General features: G+C 68.6%; 17 protein-coding genes. 2 read left to right on the forward strand and 15 right to left on the reverse strand.

Annotated elements, in window-relative coordinates:
* The 10 genes from AB1824_02505 to AB1824_02550 all read right to left on the reverse strand — a co-directional run bounded on the left by AB1824_02505 (position 1) and on the right by AB1824_02550 (position 12,842).
* Positions 1 to 987 carry an ATP phosphoribosyltransferase regulatory subunit gene (locus tag AB1824_02505; GenBank protein MEW5763824.1) on the reverse strand — a complete coding sequence of 329 codons (987 nt, stop codon included), beginning with the start codon at positions 985 to 987 and terminating at the stop codon, positions 1 to 3.
* The gene (hisIE, locus tag AB1824_02510) at positions 984 to 1,592 is read right to left on the reverse strand and encodes a bifunctional phosphoribosyl-AMP cyclohydrolase/phosphoribosyl-ATP diphosphatase HisIE (GenBank protein MEW5763825.1); all 609 of its coding nucleotides are present in this window, start codon (positions 1,590 to 1,592) and stop codon (positions 984 to 986) included. Before hisIE ends, AB1824_02505 begins: the two co-directional genes overlap by 4 nt.
* Complete coding sequence (hisF, locus tag AB1824_02515) at positions 1,589 to 2,338, reverse strand: imidazole glycerol phosphate synthase subunit HisF (protein MEW5763826.1); 750 nt, start codon at positions 2,336 to 2,338, stop codon at positions 1,589 to 1,591. The genes hisIE and hisF overlap by 4 nt, the downstream gene beginning before the upstream one ends.
* A complete protein-coding gene (locus tag AB1824_02520; protein ID MEW5763827.1) occupies positions 2,335 to 3,090 on the reverse strand; it encodes a HisA/HisF-related TIM barrel protein in 756 nt (251 codons plus the stop codon). The genes hisF and AB1824_02520 overlap by 4 nt, the downstream gene beginning before the upstream one ends.
* Positions 3,087 to 3,689, reverse strand: coding sequence for an imidazole glycerol phosphate synthase subunit HisH (gene hisH / locus AB1824_02525; GenBank protein ID MEW5763828.1), 603 nt, complete (start codon positions 3,687 to 3,689; stop codon positions 3,087 to 3,089). Before hisH ends, AB1824_02520 begins: the two co-directional genes overlap by 4 nt.
* A complete protein-coding gene (locus AB1824_02530; protein MEW5763829.1) occupies positions 3,686 to 4,267 on the reverse strand; it encodes an imidazoleglycerol-phosphate dehydratase in 582 nt (193 codons plus the stop codon). Before AB1824_02530 ends, hisH begins: the two co-directional genes overlap by 4 nt.
* On the reverse strand, positions 4,264 to 5,127 hold the full coding sequence (locus AB1824_02535; GenBank protein MEW5763830.1) for an HAD-IA family hydrolase: 864 nt from the start codon (positions 5,125 to 5,127) through the stop codon (positions 4,264 to 4,266). Before AB1824_02535 ends, AB1824_02530 begins: the two co-directional genes overlap by 4 nt.
* Entirely contained in the window at positions 5,124 to 6,185 is a 1,062-nt protein-coding gene (gene hisC / locus AB1824_02540) for a histidinol-phosphate transaminase (GenBank protein MEW5763831.1), read from the reverse strand. The genes AB1824_02535 and hisC overlap by 4 nt, the downstream gene beginning before the upstream one ends.
* On the reverse strand, positions 6,182 to 7,492 hold the full coding sequence (gene hisD / locus AB1824_02545) for a histidinol dehydrogenase (GenBank protein MEW5763832.1): 1,311 nt from the start codon (positions 7,490 to 7,492) through the stop codon (positions 6,182 to 6,184). Before hisD ends, hisC begins: the two co-directional genes overlap by 4 nt.
* Positions 7,493 to 7,739: 247 nt before the next feature.
* Positions 7,740 to 12,842, reverse strand: coding sequence for a kelch repeat-containing protein (locus AB1824_02550; GenBank protein ID MEW5763833.1), 5,103 nt, complete (start codon positions 12,840 to 12,842; stop codon positions 7,740 to 7,742).
* A 229-nt stretch (positions 12,843 to 13,071) separates the two neighbouring features.
* Here AB1824_02550 and AB1824_02555 point away from each other — a divergent pair, with 229 nt between their 5' ends.
* Both AB1824_02555 and AB1824_02560 read left to right on the forward strand, forming a co-directional pair.
* Positions 13,072 to 13,416, forward strand: a complete 345-nt coding sequence (locus tag AB1824_02555) for a hypothetical protein (GenBank protein ID MEW5763834.1) — start codon at positions 13,072 to 13,074, stop codon at positions 13,414 to 13,416.
* A gap of 95 nt (positions 13,417 to 13,511) precedes the next feature.
* On the forward strand, positions 13,512 to 13,910 hold the full coding sequence (locus AB1824_02560) for a DUF302 domain-containing protein (GenBank protein ID MEW5763835.1): 399 nt from the start codon (positions 13,512 to 13,514) through the stop codon (positions 13,908 to 13,910).
* Positions 13,911 to 13,928: 18 nt separating this feature from the next.
* Here the strand turns inward: AB1824_02560 and AB1824_02565 are convergent, their stop codons facing one another.
* The 5 genes from AB1824_02565 to AB1824_02585 all read right to left on the reverse strand — a co-directional run bounded on the left by AB1824_02565 (position 13,929) and on the right by AB1824_02585 (position 19,114).
* Positions 13,929 to 14,564: a metal-dependent transcriptional regulator gene (locus tag AB1824_02565; GenBank protein ID MEW5763836.1), complete on the reverse strand. Its 636-nt coding sequence runs from the start codon at positions 14,562 to 14,564 to the stop codon at positions 13,929 to 13,931.
* 180 nt (positions 14,565 to 14,744) lie between these two features.
* A complete protein-coding gene (feoB, locus tag AB1824_02570; protein ID MEW5763837.1) occupies positions 14,745 to 16,712 on the reverse strand; it encodes a ferrous iron transport protein B in 1,968 nt (655 codons plus the stop codon).
* Positions 16,703 to 17,071 (reverse strand): metalloregulator ArsR/SmtB family transcription factor, encoded by a 369-nt coding sequence (locus AB1824_02575; GenBank protein MEW5763838.1) that lies wholly within the window; start codon positions 17,069 to 17,071, stop codon positions 16,703 to 16,705. Before AB1824_02575 ends, feoB begins: the two co-directional genes overlap by 10 nt.
* A gap of 632 nt (positions 17,072 to 17,703) precedes the next feature.
* Positions 17,704 to 18,687, reverse strand: a complete 984-nt coding sequence (locus AB1824_02580) for a DUF1028 domain-containing protein (GenBank protein MEW5763839.1) — start codon at positions 18,685 to 18,687, stop codon at positions 17,704 to 17,706.
* A 106-nt stretch (positions 18,688 to 18,793) separates the two neighbouring features.
* Positions 18,794 to 19,114, reverse strand: a complete 321-nt coding sequence (locus AB1824_02585; GenBank protein ID MEW5763840.1) for an MTH1187 family thiamine-binding protein — start codon at positions 19,112 to 19,114, stop codon at positions 18,794 to 18,796.
* Between the last annotated feature and the right edge of the window lie 24 nt (positions 19,115 to 19,138).

Here is a 19,138-nt window from a genome sequence, read left to right on the forward strand (position 1 = left end):
TCATCGCACGGCCCCGCCGCGAGCTTGGCCGGCAGGGCCAATCCCGCTCAGATCCACGGCGAAACCGATGGCGCCGAAGGAGCGTCCCAGAGCCGGATACAGCCCGTCGTAGCGGCCTCCCGAGAGGACCGCGGACGGGTGACCCGGACGAAACGCCTTGAAGGTGAGTCCCGTGTAGTAATCCCAGTGACGCACATCGGCGGGGTCCAGGCGCAGGGTCAGGCCGGGGAAAAGGGCCTCCAGCCGCGCGCCCTGGTTTCTCAGTTCGAGCCAAATCTCCCACGCCCCGAGGGCCTGGAGGTCCGGGCGGAGGGACTCCACCTCCCCGGGCCGATCTCCCACGTGGAGCAACCGTCTCAAGGCGCGGGACTCGGCCGTGGCTCCGTACCGGTCTTCGAGTCCGCCAAGGGCGGAAAGGCTCTTCGCGTTCAACGCCCGACCCAGTGCCTCCTTGCCCTCGGCGGGCCAGGCCACGGACTCGAGGAGCGGACCCACCAACCCCCAGTGGCCCAACTCCAAGACGGCGCCTTTCAAGTCGAAGGACAAGAGGCTTTCCGCGGCCAGGGCCAGGATTTCCTCGTCGCCCTCCGGACCGGGTGAGCCCGATACCCGCTCGCACCCGGACTGGAGGATCTCGAGTCCGGCACTTCCGTCTCCTCGGGGCCGGCGGACCACAACCCCCGAGTAGCAGAGCCGCAGTGGACCGTCCAGGCGTTCCACGCGGCGGGACACCATCCAGGCGACCCCCGATGTGAAGTCCGCACGGAGGGCCAGAGGTCCGGCTCCTTCCGACCTGACCGGGAGGATCCGCGAGTTGAGGGCCTCGGGAGATGCCCTCCGCGCGGCGGCTTCCGGGACCAAGAGCGGAGGAACGACCTCGGAGAAGCCGCGGCTCCGCCAAAGCTCCATGAGCGCCCCTTCCACTTCCCGGAGTCTCTTCGTGGGCTCCATCCACAGCCCGGCGCTCAGCCCTCCGGCGGCGATCACGGGGAGCCTCCCTCTCGCGCCGCCAGGGCGCCGAGCACCTCTGCCAGCGACACACCCCGGTCCGCCCAGAGCACCAGGAGGTGGTAAAGGAGATCCGCCGACTCCTCCACGACCCTCTCACGGCTCTCCGAGAGAGCCGCCACGACGGTCTCCACGGCCTCTTCTCCGACCTTCCTTGCGATCCGGGGCGTGCCTGCCCGAAAGAGGGCGGCGGTCCGGGACCCCTGCGGGAGGTTCCCTTTCCGTGCCGCGATGGTCTCTTCCAGCCGCTCCAAGACCCCCCCAGAAGGCGCGCCGCCCCAGAGCCTCTCGTTGAAGCACGTGGACGCGCCGGTGTGGCAGGTGGGTCCCTTGGGGACCACGGCGACGAGGAGGCAATCTCCGTCGCAATCCGCCGAGACCGCCGACACCTCGTGGAGGTTCCCCGAGGTCTCCCCCTTCTTCCATAGCCGGTCCCGCGAACGGGAGTGGAGGTGGAGAAGGCCCGTGAGCCTCGTCGCCTCGAAGGCCTCACGGTCCATGTACCCCAGCATGCGCACCTGCCCGGTCCGGGCATCCTGAACCACCGCGGGAAGAAGCGCGTTTCTCTCGAAATCGGGACTCATGGGCGGACCTCCTGGCCTCTGCCGGAGAGAAAGCCTTTCAAGGCGGGGATCGTCAGGCTTCCCTCATGGAAAACCGACGCCGCGAGGACCGCGTCGGCCCCCGCTTCCAACGCTTCGAGAAAATGGGCAGGCGCCCCCGCGCCTCCCGACGCGACGACGGGAAGGCGGGTGAACCCGGCGAGGGCTCGGTAGAGGTCCGTGTCGAACCCGCCCCGGGTCCCGTCGGCGTCCATGCTGGTGATTAGGAGTTCCCCGGCCCCGAGCCGCTCGGCGAGCTCGGCCCACTCGAGGGCATCCCGACCCGTTCGGCGCGACCCCGCCGCCGCCATCACCTCCCATCCCCCCCCGCTCCTCCTCCTAACGTCCATGGCCAGAACGACGCACTGGCGGCCGAAGCGCTCGGAGGCCTTGGAAAGCAACGAGGGATCGTCCAGGGCGGCGGTGTTGACGGCGACTTTGTCCGCCCCCGCCCTCAGCAAGTCCGCCACGTCTTCGGCGCTCCGGACCCCTCCCCCCGCCGTGATGGGGAGAAAGACCCTCTCCGACACTTTCTCCAGGACGTGGAGGAGGGGGCGCCTGCCCTCGAGGGTGGCGCCCACGTCCAGAAAGACGAGTTCGTCGGCGCCCTGGGCGTCGTACCGGGAAGCCAGCTCCACCGGATCGCCGACGCGCCGAAGGCCTTGGAACCGGAGGCCCTTCACGACTCCCCGGGAGTCCACGTCCAGGCACGGTATGACCCGTTTCATCGCCAGGTCTCCTTCATGTCCTCGACCCGGACCATTCCTTCGTAAAGGGCGCGGCCCACCACGGCGCCGCAGAGGTGCCCCATGGACGCGAGCGCCTCCAGATCCTGGGCCTGGCGCACTCCCCCCGACGCCAGGATCGACAACCCGCAATCGGAGAGGGAGGCGTAGAGGGCGTGGTTGGGACCCTCGCCGGTGCCGTCCCGCTCGATGTCCGTCACCAGGGCCTCCGAGTACCCCAGGTCGCTGGCGAGGCGCGCGGCCCGCCCCACGTCTTCGCCCGCGTCCCGCCTCCACCCGGCCACTCGGACCCGGCCGCCCCGCGAGTCGAGGGCCGCCACGGCGCGCGTCCCGAGGGCATCCGACACCGCCGCCGCTTCCGCGGGTCGGTCGAAGAGCAGGGTCCCGACGACGACGCGGGCCGCCCCGGCCTCGGCCAGGGACAGGGCCGAGGCCGCGCCGCGGATTCCACCGCCCGCCTGGAGGGCGACTTGAGGGAATGCCCTGGCCGCGCGGCGAACGATGGGGACGAGGGACGGCTCCCGACCGAAGGCGGCGCCCAGATCCACCAGGTGCAGGCGGATCAGCCCGGCCTCGGCCCACCGGTCCACCCACTCCTCGGCGGACCCGTAATCGGTGACGTCCCCCTCCTGCCCACGCCGCAAGCGGACGGCGCGTCCCGACAGGACGTCCACGGCCGCCCAGGCGAGAAAGGGCCGCCCGCCATTTCGGAGAGACCCCTGCGCCGGACTCACCGCGCCACCTCTCGGAGAAGCGCTCCGAGGTAGGCGACCCCGGCGCGATGGGATTTCTCGGGGTGGAACTGGACGCCGGCGACCCGCCCGCGCCGCACGGCGGCCGGGAAGACCTCCCCGTGTCGGGCCCAGGCCGGAACGTCGCGCGCGTCTACGGGTTTCGCCGCGTAGGAATGAACGAAGTAGGCCCACTCCAGCCGGGCTTCGGGAGAGCCCTCCTGCGCCCCTTCCAGCTTCGCCCATCCTATGTGAGGCACCTTGGCCATCCGGGAGCACAGGCGCCGCACGCCCCCGGCGAACAGCCCGAGCCCCTGAACGCCGGGGCTCTCCTCGGAGCCCTCGAAAAGGAGCTGGAGGCCGAGGCAGATCCCCACGATCGCGCCGCCCTCGCTCGCCCACTCGCGGAGGAAGGACGCCCAGCCGGAGGCGTCGAGCCGCCCCATGGCGTGGCCGAAGGAGCCCACTCCCGGAAGGAGGATCACGTCCGGCGACGGCCCCCGAGGCTCGGTCCGCGTTTCGTGCGAGACCCCCAGGAGGGTGAGGGCGTTTCCCAGGGATCGGAGGTTTCCCGTGCCCGAATCCACGACGCAGACTTTCATAGAACCCCCTTGGTGCTTCGGACCTTTTGGGGCACCGGAGAACAGGCCTGGCGGAGGGCCATGGCGAGGGCCTTGAAGGCCGACTCGAGGGCATGGTGGCCGTTCTCCGCGCGCAGGACGTCGAGATGGAGCGTGAACCGGCCTTCGGAGGAGAGGGACCGGAAGAAGTGCGCCGCCATGTCGCCCGGAAAGTCCCCGATTCTCTCGGGCAGGGGCGGGCTCGTGAAGGTGCAGCCAGGACGCCGGGCGAGGTCCACCACGGCCCGGGCGAGGGCCTCGTCGAGGGGGGCGTAGGCCCATCCGAAACGCGCCAACCCTTCCCGCCGGCCCAGGGCCTCGTCCAAGGCCCGGCCCAGGGAGATGGACACGTCCTCCACGCAGTGGTGCGCATCGACGTGGAGGTCTCCCCTGGCGCGAAGGGAGAGGCCGAAGTCCCCGTGGACGGCGAGGGTTTCCAGCATGTGGTCCAGAAACCCCACCCCCGTTTCCACGGCCACGGGGCCTCCGCGCAGGCTCAGGCCGACTTCGAGCCTCGTCTCCCTCGTCTCCCGCACGATCTTCGCTCTCGCTCTCGTCACGACCCGGCCTCCTTCCCGCAAGACCTTCCACCGCAAATCAGGACGAACAACTCTCTCAGGGACGCCGCCACCCGGTACGCCCCGCCCGCACGAAACCGGGCCTCGCGGGCGCTTCCCGCCGGGGCGATTCCGGCGAAGGCCGCGTCCAGCCCCCGGGCACGGGAGGAGAGGGCGGCACGCAGGTCGTCCACCGTGTCCCCAACCACCAGGGGACGGACCGACCCCATGCGGAAGGCAAGCTCCAGGACACCGTCGGGGCACGGCTTGCGAAACCGGGGCTCCGAATCGGCCACGAGCAGGCTGGGGTCCAGAGTCAGGCCCAGGCGGAAGAGCCCCAGCCGGGCCTCCTCGGGGGACCGGCCCGTCAGGACCCCGAAGGGCAGGCCCGTGGATTCCAGTTCTCTCGCCGCGATCAGGGGGACCTCATGCTCCCAAAGTCCCCGTGATTCCGTGGGCGTCAGGCCGTACAGATCCCCTGCGCGGGGTCCGGCGTACAGGAGCTGGACGGTTCTTCGTACCCTCGGGTACACCTCGTCCCACGAGCTCTCCCCGGCGAGTTCCCGGACGGAGGCCGGGCCGCCTCCCCTCTCCGCCAGCCTCGCGCAGAGGGCCTCCCAGCCGGGGCCCGGCCCGGTCGCTGGGCCGAGAAGGGCCAGCGCCGTCGCCGCGTCCCAGTCGTTGTTGAAGCCGCCCGCGAGACGGAGGGGCTCCAGGTCCTTCTCCGTCCAGCCGGCTCCCAGACCGGGCTCCAGCGCGTTCTTCCGCGCCGAAGCGAGCACCGCCACGGGAAAGGACCCCGACGTGTCGAGGAGGACGCCGTCCATGTCGAGGATCAGGGCGTCGAAGGGAGGCCGGTTCACGAAACCACCTCCTTCAGGGCCTCGAGGACGGCGTCGTTCTCCGCCGGTGTCCCTACGGAGATCCGGAGGCATCCGCGCAGGGCGGGGTGGGCGGAGACGTCCCGGACCAGAACCCCTCGGGCCTTGAGGGCCGAATGCACCTCCGCGGCCTCCCATCTCTCCAGACGGACCAGGATGAAGTTGGCCTCCGAGGCATAGACCCTCAGGCCCTCGATCCTGCCGAGACGCTCAGAGAGTTCGGCGCGGGAGCGAAGGAGATCCCTCACCCGTCCCTCGAAGATCTCCCTCCGTGTGAGGGCGGCTTCCCCCAGGGTCAGGGCGAGGGGGCTGACGTTGTAGGGCAGGAGGGCCTTCGCGACCTGTTCCGCGACCGCCGGTGAGGCGAGCAGGTAGCCCAACCGAAGGGCGGCGCTCCCCCACGCCTTCGAGAAGGTCCGCAGGACCACCAAGTTATCCCTTCCGGGGAGGAGGGAGGCCGCCGAAGGTTCCATCGAGAACTCCCCGTACGCCTCGTCCACCGCGACGATCCCCGGAGCGGCCTCCAGAAGGCGCTCCAGACCCGACCTGGGCAGGAGCGAGCCGGTGGGGTTGTTGGGAGACCCCACGAGCGCGACGGCTGGAGAGAAATCCTCGAGAGCCTGGACCCATGGGTCGAGGTCGTAGTCCATGTTCTCCGAAAGGGCCACCTCCCGAACCTCCCCCCGGGCGAGGAGGATGAGCTGCCTGTAAAGGGAGAAGGAGGGCGAAGGAATCAGGCCCGAGCGGCCTTCTCCGAGGCAGGCGGTAAAGAGGGCGGCGAGAAGCTCGTTGGACCCGTTTCCCAACAGGCAAGAACCTTCGGGCAGACCCCACCTCTCGCACAAGAGGGAGGCGAGACGCGATCCCCGAAAGGCGGGGTAGCGGTGGAAGGGGGTGGCGGCGAGTCGTTCCAGCGCCTCGCGCTTGAGTTCCTCGGGCCAGTCCCACGGGGACTCGTTCTGGTTCGCCTTCACCGGTAGAGGCGGCTCCTCCATGAAGTAGGCGCGCAGGGCCAGGACCTCGGGCCGGAAGGCGTTCACGGCGACCTCCGGGCGGACAGCGATTCGGCGTGGCCATGGAGTCCTTCCGACCTGGCCAAACGCTCCATCCACGGCGCGGCCCCTCGAAGGGCCCCCGCGTCCATCTCCAGAAAGGACTGGTACCTCACGAAATCCCACAAGGTCACCGGGGAGGAAAAGCGGGCCGTCCCCCCCGTGGGAAGGCTGTGGTTGGGCCCAGCCCCGTAGTCCCCGGCGGCCTCGGGAGAATAGGGGCCCAGAAAGACGGCCGCCGCCGTGGGCACCCGCGCGGCCCATGCCCGGGGACTCCCGGCCATGACGCTGAGGTGTTCGGGAGCCAGGATCCGGGCGGCGGCGCATGCGAGAGAGCGGCCGGCGCACGTGAGGATAGTCCCCATGTGCTTCAGGCTCTCTCGCTGAATCTTCCCCCTCGGCGAGCGGTCGAGGAGCCGCTCCATCTCGGCCTCCACCCGATCGCCTTCCAGTGGGTCCGTCGTGATCAGGACCGCCGAGGCGAGGACGTCGTGCTCGGCCTGAGCCAGCAAGTCCGCCGCGATCCACGAGGGAGGGGCGGTCCCGTCCGAGAGGATCACGAGTTCCGTCGGGCCGGCCACGGCGTCGATTCCCACGCGGCCGAAGACCTGCCTCTTCGCTTCGGCCACGTAGGCGTTCCCCGGACCGAGGATCTTGTCCACCCGGGGCACGGTCTGGGTCCCGAAGGCGAAGGCCCCCACGGCGGCGGCCCCGCCCAGGGCGTACACCTCCGAGAGGCCGAGCAGGTGGGCCGCGGCGAGCACCGCCCCGTCGGGGACGCTCGAGGGGCCGGCCGGCGTGGCGACGGCGATTCGCCCCACTCCGGCTAGTTGGGCGGGAATGGCCAGCATGAGGAGGGTGGAGGGATAGGAGGCGCGTCCGCCGGGTACGTAGAGGCCCACGCTTTCCAGGGGAAAGGGGCGAAGACCCGCCCGCATCCCCCGTTTTCGAATGCGCATTCCCCGAATCCGTTGAGCCGCGTGGAAGTCCCGGATCGACGCCGCGCCGCGCGCAAGGGCCGATCTTACCGGGGCCGGACACGCCCTCCAGGCCCGGTCGAGGACTTCCTCCCCCACTTTCAGTGCCTGGGCTCCCGGGCAGGCGGGCCAGTCGAAGGCGCGAACGGCCTCCACGAGGGCCGCATCGCCCAGGCGCCTGACGGACGAGAGGGTGCGTCGAACGCGCCCCTGCACGCCTGGATTCTCCTGCCTTCTCCTCTCCAGAAAGACCTCCACGCGGGCCAGGTCAGATTCCTTCTCGAGCCGGATTCTCCGCATCCGCTTCCGCGCCTTCATCCGAACCTCCAGCCAATAAAAAAGGCCCTCCGTTTCCGGAGGGCCCTGCTCACGCGAGATACCGCGCACTACGCGGCCGCGCGCCCTCCGGTCGCACCCGTCCCGTGATGATGGAGGTGGGTGAATAGGACGGAGGGTCTGGCGCTCATGATTCGACCTCGAAAGAGCCAATGTGTATCACTGCTCAGGCTCCACGTCAAGGGGCGGGCCCGAAAGCCCGCCCCCAATGGGTCTCGAACGACGAATCCTACCGAGTGAAACTGTACGGCGCCGAATCCACTCCGTCGTCCGTGTTGGCGACCGCGATCTGGACCGTTGTTCCCTTCGGGCACGCGCTCTTGAGGTCCGCTCCCTTGGCCACGATCTTCGTGGCGCTCTTCCACGTCACCGTGCCGCGGGTCACCCCGTTCACCTTGACCGTGCAAGGATTGTGGAAGTTGGAGCCCAGGATGATGAGACGGAACGGCCCCGACTTGGCCGAAATCGAAGAAATCGAAGCGGGCGTCACATAGGCAAAGGCCCCGGCCAAAGTGGCCGAGGGTTTCCCGGGAACGGTCACCGTGACGTCCACGGCCCCTTCCGCGTGGGCCGGTGCGGTGCACGTGATCGTCGTGGAATTCACGAGGGTCACGCCGGTGGCGGCGGTTCCCCCGAAGGTCACCGAGGCGCCCGCCGCGAAGTTCGTGCCCGTGAGGGTCACCGCCGTCCCTCCGAGGGTGGAGCCCTTTGCGGGGCTTACGCCCGTGAGGGTGGGCGGCGGGCTCGTCACCGTGATGGACAGGTGGCTGTCCACACCGGAATTGGAATGGCCGTCCGTGGCTGTCAGGGTCACGGGGAAGGTGCCCGACGTGGAGTAGGTATGGCTGGGATTCTGCAGGTTGGAGTGGGCGGTCCCGTCGCCGAAATTCCAGTCGTAGGTGTAGGGCCCGCCGTCCCCTCCGGAGGCGGATCCGGTGAAGGAAACGGTGAGAGGTGCGCTGCCGGTCGTGGCGGAGGCTCCCGCCGTGGCGACCACCGCGCCGTATCCAACGGTCAGATTCACCGGGACAGTGATGGCGGGATAGGGGGTGTCCCCCGAAACCAGGAGCCACCCGTGGTACGTGCCATTTCCGAGAGCCGACGCGTCGAGGGTCACGGTGACGGGAGTGGTGCCCAGGGCGGCGACGGTCCCCGAGGTCGGGGAGGCGCTCAACCAGGAAACGTCCGGAGATTCGCTGCAGGCGGCGCCGTCGTCCAGGCGCTGCAGGAAATCGACCGTGGCCGTTGCGCCGGACCCACCGGCCGTCACAAGACCATCGTTCACGCAGTCGCACGCGGCCCCCACTACGGGTGTGGGGACGCTCTCCCCCTGGAAAACCCAGGACCCGGCGGGCCAGGCCGACGTGTCGAGCTTGTACGTCTCGGGGTAGGGGTTCCAGATGTCGCCGCCCAAACCGCCCCCGCTGGAAACGTAGAGTCCGCTGCCGTACCAGGCGGCCTGGGGACTCATCCGGCCCTGGGGCAAGGCGGGACCGGAGACGTCCCACGTGTTGGAAACGGGGTCGTAGCGCTGGACGTCACTCACGGTGTCGATGCCGCTGGAACCTCCCACGACGAAGACGTGGCCCTGGACGGTCACCGCGGCGCCGTACGTGGTCGCCGTGGGAAGGGCCGCCAAGGGCCCCGTCCAGGAAGTGGTGCCGGGATCGTACTTCCAGGTTTCGGAACTCGGCCCTGGGTTGCCGCCGAAGGCGTAGAGCATCCCTCCCGCCGCAGCGGTCATGGGCGTTCGCGCGTTGGGCCATGTGCTGGCCGTCCAGGAGTCGCCGGGGATGTCGTAGATCAGGAAGTGGTTGGTGTGGGCGCTCCCCGTGTAGCCGCCCACGAGGTAGATCTTGGTCCCGATGGCCGTGGCCTCCATGTTCGTGAGGGCCACGGGCATGTCGGCGAGCTGGTGCCAGGAGTCCGTGAAGGAGTCGTACCTCCAGCTCTCGTTGAGCACCGTACCCGAGGCGTCCGCCCCACCGAAAACGTAGAGGTAGCGCCCATCCGGAGTGGTGCCGGCGGAGCGGTACCGCGCCCCGGTCGGGATGGGCGTTCCGGTGGTCCAGGTGTTCGGAAGTTCGCCGAGGCGGTCCTGGGGGGCCGTTTCGGAGGGATCCCAGTAAAGCTGCTGCTTGAGCTTGTAGGGCGTCCGGGCGGGAAGAGCCGGAGGGGCAGGCGCCTGTTCCGACTCGAGGATGGAGAAGTTCACGGTCCGCTCGCCTGAGTTCGAGAGAGTGAGGGTCCGGGTCGTGCTCCCGCCCGGGGAGAGGGACACGTCGATGGGCGAGGGTGAGGCGGAGAGCTGGCCGGCGGCGAGGTTGAAATTCTGTTCGACGGTCGTACCGGCGGCCACGGCCGGCGTCTGGGTGGAGGAGGCGTAGCTCGAGCCTTTGGAGGCCTGGATGGCGTCGTTCCCGTCCGAATAGAGGCAGTAGAAGGCGTCGTCCACGTTGGGGTCGGCGGTCGCCGCGGCCGCCGTCGAGGCGCCGCTGTCGAGATTGGCCACCGAGGCCCCGGTGAGGGCGATCCCCGTGTTGGCGTCGTAGACGTTCCCCACCACGAGGCCGCCCGTCGAGGGCTCTCCGCACCCGGAGGTCACCTGGAGGTCATCGATGTGGACGTCGTTGCCGTACTGGCTGACCCCGAGGAGCCCGATCCGCACGTCCGAGAGGGGACCCGTGATCCCCGACAGGACCACCACGTGCTGTTTCCAGCCCGTGGTCCCGTCGTAGCGGGGGACGGCGGACCCTACGCTCTGCCACGTGGATCCGCCGTCGGTGGAGGCCTGGACCTGGACCCGGTCCATGGATCCAGAATACCCGGTGTCGTGGTACATCCAGAAGATCGCCGCGGCCGCCGGGGAGCCGGTCAGGTTGACGCCGCTGGTCCGGTACAGGCGCGTGTCGCTGCCGGACGCGGCCGTGTAGGAATTGAAGTAGGCCAGACGGGAGCCGCCGTGGGGGGAGACCCCCGAGGGGTGGACGGTGGAGGCGGAGGTCGCCCAGTTCCCCGAGGTGCCGCTCACGTCCGTCTGGGCCCAACCGGAGGGCAGGCCCGGCGGCGTGGCGCTCTCGAAGCCCTCGGAGAAAAAGACCGTCCCGTTGCTCAGACTGTAGCCGGGTGCGTTGCACGTGGTCCCGTTGGGCGTCAGGTGGAAGCTCATGTTCACGTCGCCCGTGATGGGACCCACGGTGGCCTGGTAAGTCTGGTAGCCGGGGACATACGCCGATACGGTGATGTCGTAACTCGCACCGGCGGGGAGCTGGAGGGTGCACGTTCCCGTCACCGGGTCCGTCCAAATCGCGCCGTAGGGGTAGCCGCTGACGGTGAGCGAGGCGTAGAGGGGCCAAGAGGTGTTGGTGTCCAGAACCCAGATGGAAACTTGGTGGAGCGGGGATGAAGACAGCGAGAAATTCTGGATCGTCACCGCCGACTCGGTCACGGTGACCCCGTTGGCCGTCTGGGTCACGAACCCCCACCCGCTCACCGTCACCGTGTACGTGCCCACGGGAAGGGTCATGCTGTACGTCCCGTTTCCGTTCGTGGTCACCTGGACGGTGGTGCTGGCCGAAGTGGCCGTGACCCTGGCGCCGGGAATCGGCAGTCCCGAGGCGGAACTCGACACGGTGCCCTGAAGCGTCCCCTCCGGACCCGTCGTGCAGTTGGGGAACTTGAAGGCGCCGACCCTCGTGAGCCACGGCGCCGAGGCCGTGGTGGCTCCGATGTACTCCTGGGTGTACCAGAAGGTGCAATCGTCCGTGGGGTCGATGCTCAGGGTGCTGTAGTCCCCCCAGCGGTAGGAGCCGCCCGTTTGGACTCCCGGCCCGCCGACCATGAGGGAAGATTCTCCCTGGGTCAACTCCCCGGGCGGATCGCCCGATAGCCTCCCCGCATAGCGGATCGAGGGATACACGGACCCCGAGGAGACGCTGTAGCCCACGGCCAGGTTGCCCATGTGGTCCATGGCGGCGCTGCCCATCCAGCGGTGTTCCGTGTCGGCGGGGGCAAAGGTGCCCTCCTGGTGGACGCTCCACGAGCCGCCAAAGCGCCGCAGCTCGAACCAGCGCACGCCGGCCCGGCCGCTGCCCGCGTCCACGGTCATGTTCACGACCGCCGATTCGTAGGAGCCCTTGTTCCGGTAGTTGAGCCGGTACATCAGGCGGTCTCCGATTTCGTCCAGCCCCACCGAGGTCCCCGGCTGGGGGATGCAGTCCCGGGTGGAGGGGCACAGGACCGTGAAGGGAGTCACGTCGAGGATCTGGTTGGGCTCGAAGGAGGCCAGGCCCAGCGTGGAGTTGGCCGGCGTGTCCCAATCCACGCGGCATTCCCAGATGCGCAGGGCGTCGTTGGAATACCCGGGGATCCAGGTCCCGTCGTCCACCTCCATGATGTAGTTCGGCGTTCCCGCAAGGGGGGCGTTCCACGTGGATTCCATGTGGGACGGGAGCATGCCGCCGTAGTTGAGGTTGACCGCCCCGATATCGAAGTACTGGAAGGTGGCCGAGGGGTCCCCGGCCAGCATCTTCTCCCTGTCGAAGACCACCACCCCGGCGCCGCCCCAGGAGCTGGCGTTGACGAACTGGTTGATCGTCATGTAGTAGCCGTCGGGCCACACGCCGAACTTGGGGTAGTCGTTCATCTTGGTCGTGCTGAGCTGGAAGCAGTAGAGATACCAGGAACCGAGCGGGTCGCTCGTGGCCGACACGGCGATGGCCTGATAGTAGGGCCCCGGAACCACGAACTGGCTGATGAGCCACCGGTCCGCCAGGGCGTCATAGAGAACGATGGGGTCCCCGTCGTTGTTGGTGGCGCAGGCGCCTCCCAGGGAGGCCCAGATCGTGTTGCCGTCCACGGGGCCGAAGAGGGAGGTCCCGTTCTTGTCCCAGATCTGGAGGGACAGGTTCACCCACTGGATGTAGTGGTTCGGTCCCACGTCGCCTTCGGTGTCGGGCGGGTAGACGCCGTTGAGGTTGCTGATCCCCTCCCACTGTTTGGAGGGCGCGGGCATGGAGCCGAGGCCGGGCCAGGACTGGACCACCGCATCCGGAGCGGCGGGCAGGTGGGAGGCGCCGGGATTCTTCTGCTTGGGCAGCGGGGGGTTCTCGGGACCCTGCCTGGATTCGGCCTCGGGGTTGAAGGCCCGGGGGGGCGGAGGGGCGAGGTCTCTCAGGGGCGGGGACACGGCGAACTTTTGAGCCCGGCCCACAACGGGCGTGAGCGATGTGCGGGAACCCGCGCCCTGGTTGGGTTCGTCCGCCCAGGAGAAGGGCATTCCCAGAACCAGGGCGAACGCCACCGCGAGCCAGGTCAACCTGAACCGATGCATGGCCACCTCCAGACCACCGTGCGGCATGGAGCGCGATTCCCACGCCCTCTCGTGCCGCGGGGCCTTGCGGATCCCGTCCGGCGGGATGATCCACTTTCATTCTAATGCCTCCGGTCGTCCGTGTCACGGAATCCCATGCCGCCTCCTCGGTTCTGGATCTTCCGGCCCTCGCCCCCCCTTTTTTGTAACGGCTCCGGACCGGGGCTACAATGCCGCGGTGGAGGCAACGATGCGGAAAGCGATGCTTGTTTCCGGGGCCGCTCTTCTCTCTTCGGCGTGGCTCCTCGCCACGGCCTGCGCTCTCCTTCCTACCCGAATCGGCGACATCGTCCGGGAGCCCGGGCGCTTTGAGAACCACACGGTGACCGTGAGGGGGGAGGTGCTTTCGGCCACGAAGCTGCCCTTCATGGACCAGGGGTTCTACGTCCTGAGGGACGCCACCGGTGAAATCACCGTGGTGACTCGGGGCGCGCTTCCCGCCGAGGGCCAGAAGAAGCGGGTGACCGGAAAGGTCCAGAGCACCTTCAAGGTGATGGGGAAATCCCTGGGAGTCGTCCTTCAAGAGGGAGGCTGACCCCCCGGTTCGCCCTTCGCCTCTTCGGGTTACAGAGCGCCCAAGGTTGCATCTCTGAAGGGGAGGCGGCGAGTCGGCGCCCGTGGGAGGACCGCATGGCCACGAAACAGACCTATGGAATCTACGTTCGCTCCACCAAGACCTTCGAGGATGCTCTGGAGGCCCTCAGGGAGGCCCTGGGAGCAAACGGCTTCGGCGTCCTTTGGGAAATCGACGTGCAAGCCACGATGAAGAAGAAGCTCGGCGTGGAGTTCCCCCCGTACATGATCCTCGGCGCCTGCAACGCGCCCGTGGCGCACCAGGCCCTCTCGGCCGAGCCCAACATCGGCCTGCTCCTTCCCTGCAACGTGATCGTCCGCAAGGACGGAGACGGGATTCTCTTGGGGGCCATCTCCCCCCACGCCCTCATGGGGCTCACCGGTCGCGAGGGGCTCGAGCCTTTCGCGGACCACGTGGCTTCCGTCCTGGAGAAGGTCCTGGAAGCGGCCCGTTGATTCGCCCGCAGGCGCGCCCTAAAGACGCCTGACGTACACCTGGGAGGCGAGGTCCCGGTCCACGGCGAACTGGGATTCGCCGCTCCGGAAGACGATGGAAGGGGTCTTCCGGACGAGTTGGATGCCGTCCCCCGGGTGGATGCCCATGGACAGGAACTTCTGAAGATCTTCCCCGTGGGGGGTGGCCAGGTAGGCGATGACCCCCGACTCCCCGGCCTTCAGGGCATGCAGGGGCGCCACCACGGGATCCACGCTGGAGCGAGCGGCCCGGCAGCAAGGTCCTTCGGGGATGCGGTTTCCGTGGGGACACACGCGGGGGTGGCCGAGGAAGGTGCAGACCTTCTCGGCGAGCCCCTCCACCAGGGAGTGTTCCAGGCGACAGGCATCCTCCTCGGCGTTTTCCTGCCTTTCCCCCATGAGGTCCGCCAGGAGTCTCTCGGCCAGGCGGTGCCTTCGGATGGCCCTGCGGGCGAGGTCCAGCCCCACCGGCGTGAGGGCTGCCCCGTCCGCACTCACCCACCCTCGCTCCGAGAAACCGAGGTCGGTCACCTGGGAGCGCGCCGAAGGGTCGAGGGCGGCTCCTTCCTCCTGGTGCTGCCAGAGCTGTTCCAGAAGTTCCTGTTCCGCTTCGGTGATTTCAGTTTGATGAACCATGGATCAGACCCCTCCAGCGCTCCCTGATGGCGCTCCAGGCGTCCCGGAGGGGACGCTGGTTCTCGTATCCGCAGTGCGGGCACCGCGCCTTGCCGCACCCGGCGGAGACGAGGGCGCACGCCCGGCAAGCGTCCTGCGCACTGTCCGGTTCAAACTCACGCCCGCAGAGGCCGCACCGCATCAAAGGACCACCCCCCACAAGCTCAGGCCGGTCTTGAGAAGCCACCCCACGGAGAAGGCCGCCACCAGGATGGTCGCGGACATGGCCAGGGTGGCGGGCCACCCCCGCTCCTTCCGCATCACGAGGAACTGGGCGATGCAAGGGAGGAAGAGAGTGAGGACCACCGTCGCGACGAGAAGTTGCGCTCCCGTCAACCCGCCGGCGGATTGGAGATCGTACAGGCCCGCCGCGCCGTAGTCCCTGCGGAAGAACCCGAAGAGAAACGCGGTGGCCGCCTGGGGCGGCAGTCCGAGGAACCCCACCACGGGCTCCAGGGCCGCGACGAGGAGGGGGAAGAACCCTGTCACCGTCCCCAGCCAGATGAGAAGCGAGGCCACCAGGAAGAGGGGGACGATCTCGAGAAAATACCATCCCATCCGGCTCGCGGTCTTGGACCACACGTTCTTGAAGGAGGGCCACCGAAGGGGCGGAAGTTCCATGAAGAAGGAAGGCCGCTCCCCCGGCAGGAAACGGGCCATGAGGGTCCCAGCGGTCAGAAAAACGGACAGAACGATGGCGGCCCACAGGAGCAGAGCCTTCGGATGGGCGGACAAGAGGCCGAGAAGCACCCCGATCTGGGCCGAACAGGGAATGGAGAGGGCCAGGAGGAAGGTCGCGATGACCCGCTCCCGGCGGGTTTCCAGAATCCGCGTCACCATCGTCGCCATGGTGTCGCACCCGAAGCCGAGGACCAGCGGGATGACCGCCCGACCGTTCAGGCCGATCCCCTTGAACACGCGGTCCAGCATCATGGCCAGGCGCGGGAGGTAGCCCGTGTCCTCCAGGACCGAGAATGCCAGGAAGAAGGTCCCCACCACCGGGAGGATGATGGCCGCCGCGTAGCGGAGCCCCAGCGTAAAGAGGCCGAATTCGCCCACGAAGAGCGAGCGGAGCCAGTCGGCGGGCACGAGGGACGCGAACGCACGCTCCAGGAGCGGATTGATCCATTCGCCGAAGACCGTACCCTCGAGGAAGCCCACGAGGGTACCTCCCCCGAAGACGCCCACAAACCGGTAGAGCCCCAGGTACAGCACGACGCATAGGATGGGGAAGCCCGTCCAGGGATTCAGGAGGAGGCCGTCCAGCCGGTCCTGCAGGACCGAATGTCCGGGGCCCTCCTTTCGGTACGCTCCCTCGAGAATCGCCCTGGCCGCCACCGAAAAGCCCCCGGCGATCTGCGCCTCCAGCGACCGGCGCGACGCGCGCCCCTCCAGATGCCGAAGCGCCTCCTCCACCAGGCCGGGCGGAACGGGGGCCGCCTCCTCCGCCGCGGGATCCCCCTCCAGATGGCGGAGGGCCCAGAAGCGGCCGGCGTGGGGCTCGAGCAGGGCCAGGGCCGCCTCCAGGCGCCTTGGAAAGGCCACGTGCGGGGCGTTCGGTGGGTTGGGGGGACGGGACAGAACGCGCCGGAGCGCTTCCAGACCCTCGCCCCGGGTGGCGACCATTTCCACCACCGGGATGCCCAGGGCCTCCGAGAGCCGTGCGGCGTCCACCCGAATCCCTCTCTTCCTGGCCTCGTCCATGAGATTGAGGACCAGGACGAGGGGCCTCCCGAGCAGGGCGAGTTCCAGGGTCAGGGGAAGCATCCGCGGCAGGTTCTTGGCGTCCAGGACGTGCACGATGAGCCCGTCGGACTGCAGCAGGATATCGCGCGCCACGCGCTCTTCCTCGGTGATGGGACGCAGGGAATACATGCCCGGGGTATCCACCACCTCGCACCGCCGGCCTTCCAGGTCCGCGGTCCCCCTGGAGACTTCCACGGTCGTACCGGGATAGTTGGAGACGACCGCGTAGGAGCCCGTCAACGCCCCGAACAGGACGCTCTTGCCCACGTTGGGGCTTCCCACCAAGAACAGGGTCGACGGCGTCGCCCGACGATCCCCATCGGGCCGGCCGTCTCCGGGTCCGGGCGCCGCCTTCAGAGCCATTCGCGCCTCTTCCGCCCTTCCTGCACGAAGTCGTTGACGTGCTCGAAGGCCTCTTGAAAGAGGATGGCCACATGGGGGTCGTCCAGGGCGTAGATGGCCTGCTGCGCGTCCCTCCGGAAGCGGACGAGCCCCAACTGCCGGAGCATCCGTAGCTGGTGGGATACGGCCGATGGACTCACCGAGAGGTGTTCGGCGATCTCGTTGACGGACAGTTCCCCCGAGGAGAGGATGTGCACGATGCGGGTGCGGGTGGGGTCGGCCAGGGCCCGGAAGGTCTCCGCCATGGCGTTGTAGGTCCGGTCGCTGTAAGCTTGGTGCCTGGTTCGCACCGCCTCTTTCTTCTGGGAAACCGAAACCATGTTGGCCCCCTCTATACCTGAGCAACTACTCAGATATACAGTTTACGCCCCCGCCCCGGAGGTGTCAAGGGGCGCGTCCGGACCGCCCGGTTCTATTTATGGCTCCTGCTGAGAATCTGTGCATCTCGAAGGGTGGGGCAGGCCGCCCAAGCGCCTGCTGCGCTTGGCTCCGGGCAAGAGGCGCCGGTCCGAAAGGCAACCCCTCTTTTGCACTCCTCCCGAAGGCGTCTTCGGAGGGCATCGTGGGAAGGCTATCAGGAGGTCCTCCTTGCGCCTTTCTTCCCGGCGCCTCACCCGCCCGGCCGCCCTTCGGGCGGGCCGGCCTGCCTGGCAGGGTTTAAGTGTGCCTCCCCCCCACTCCTAATGGGTGCGCCGGCGGCGTCGGACCATCTGCTTTGTCAGGCTTCGCGGGCGGACACGCTCCACGTACTCAAGTACGAGTCGGAGTCCGCCCGCTCGCCTTTCGCGCATCTGGCCCAACGGCGCCGGGACGCCGCCATCCGCCTGCGGCGGACGGCGATTCAGCTCAGGGGCCTGCACAGATCCTCCAGACGAGCCCCGTTTCTTTCGCGGGCTCCCGTTCCTGGATGGGTTCCCCGGTTCACCGGTGCCCGGCTTCCCGGTCCCGACCGCTAGGGCTCCACCTGGGAGAGGATTTTCCTCAGAAGCTCCGGATCGTCGGGAAGGAGGCCGACCGAGGGAAGACGCGGGGTGAGGTCCGCCCACTGGGGCTCCTTCGCGAAAACGTCCCGGAAGATGGGAAGGGCTTCTTCCAGCCGGCCGTTGGAGGCGAGGGCCACGGCCTCCCAATAGGGTAGTTCCAGCACCTCCGGCGCCAGGCGCGCCGCCTCCCCGTACTCCTTAAGGGCCTGGTCCATCTTGCCCGCGGCGGCGTGCTCGTCCCCCGCCGAAGCGTGGTTGTAAGCCCGCTGCAGCCTGATGAGCCTTTTCAGCTCCGTCAGGGGCTCTGGGGAATCCTCAACGCGCAGGTTGAAGACCGTGTCGGACCAGGGCCGACCCGTGGACGTTCCCTTGACCACGAGAAGGGCGGCCGACTGCATGCCGCGGATGTCTCCCCCCGCGCCCTGGGCCGCCTCCAAGGCCGCGAGCATTCGCTCGGCGAGGTCTCCCTTGGACGCCTCGAAGGCCTTGGCCATGGCGGGCCACACGAGGGGGCTCTCCATGAGGTTGGCCTGGACGGAAAACTGGGGCCCCGTCACATGTCCCGCCGCGGGAATGCAGTTTGCTCCCGTGTGGGCGGCCACGCCCCCGCGCGCGTCCACCATGGCCACCTGGCGCACGGCCGCCCCCGAGTCCCCAGCCAGCAGGGCCTTGAGCGCTTCGGGCGCGGGCTTGCCCGCCCTCATCAGGGCGAGGCCCAATGGGCCGTAGGAGGGCTCCACGAAGGACTGTGTGGCCACGGCGCCCACACCCGCCTCCGCCCAGGGGACCACCGATCCCACGGAAAACCAGTGGGATTGCACCGCCACGCCCAGTTCCCCGGTGGCGGGGTCCCTGGCCACGACGGAGTATGTGAAGGCGCGCGGGCCCGCCGCGGCCATCGCATGGAGGGACCCGATGAACAGGAACGCGGCCGACAGGGTTCTTCGATTCATGGCAGGCTCCTTCGGGACAGGTTGAGGCTCTTTGGGAGCGCCCCCGTGGCCCCTCGGGATCTCCGGCGCCTTGACCCCCTCCTCCACGCGGAGGAACGGGTCGACCTCACGGCTTGCCGGGCGCGCCGTCCTCCAGGAGTCGGCGCACGTGCGCCACCTTGTCCTCCATGGATGGCTCCCGATCTGCGCGCGCGCTGACCTTGATGGACGTGGTCACCCGGGGGGCGCCCATCTCGAAAAGGCGGTCCTGGCAAGCCTTGACCAACGCCATGACCTCCTCCCAGTTTCCTTCCAGGTTGGTCCCCATGCTGTGCAACTCGTGTTTGAGCCCGCTTGCCTTGATGATCCTGAGGCACTCGGCCACGTACGGGGAGAGCGACAGGCCCACGCCCAGCGGGACGAAGGAAACCTCCACGATCACGCGCACGGCCGCCTCCTGGGTTTCTCGCCG

It is taken from the genome of Acidobacteriota bacterium, assembly GCA_040752915.1.
Classification (GTDB): domain Bacteria; phylum Acidobacteriota; class UBA4820; order UBA4820; family DSQY01; genus JBFLVU01.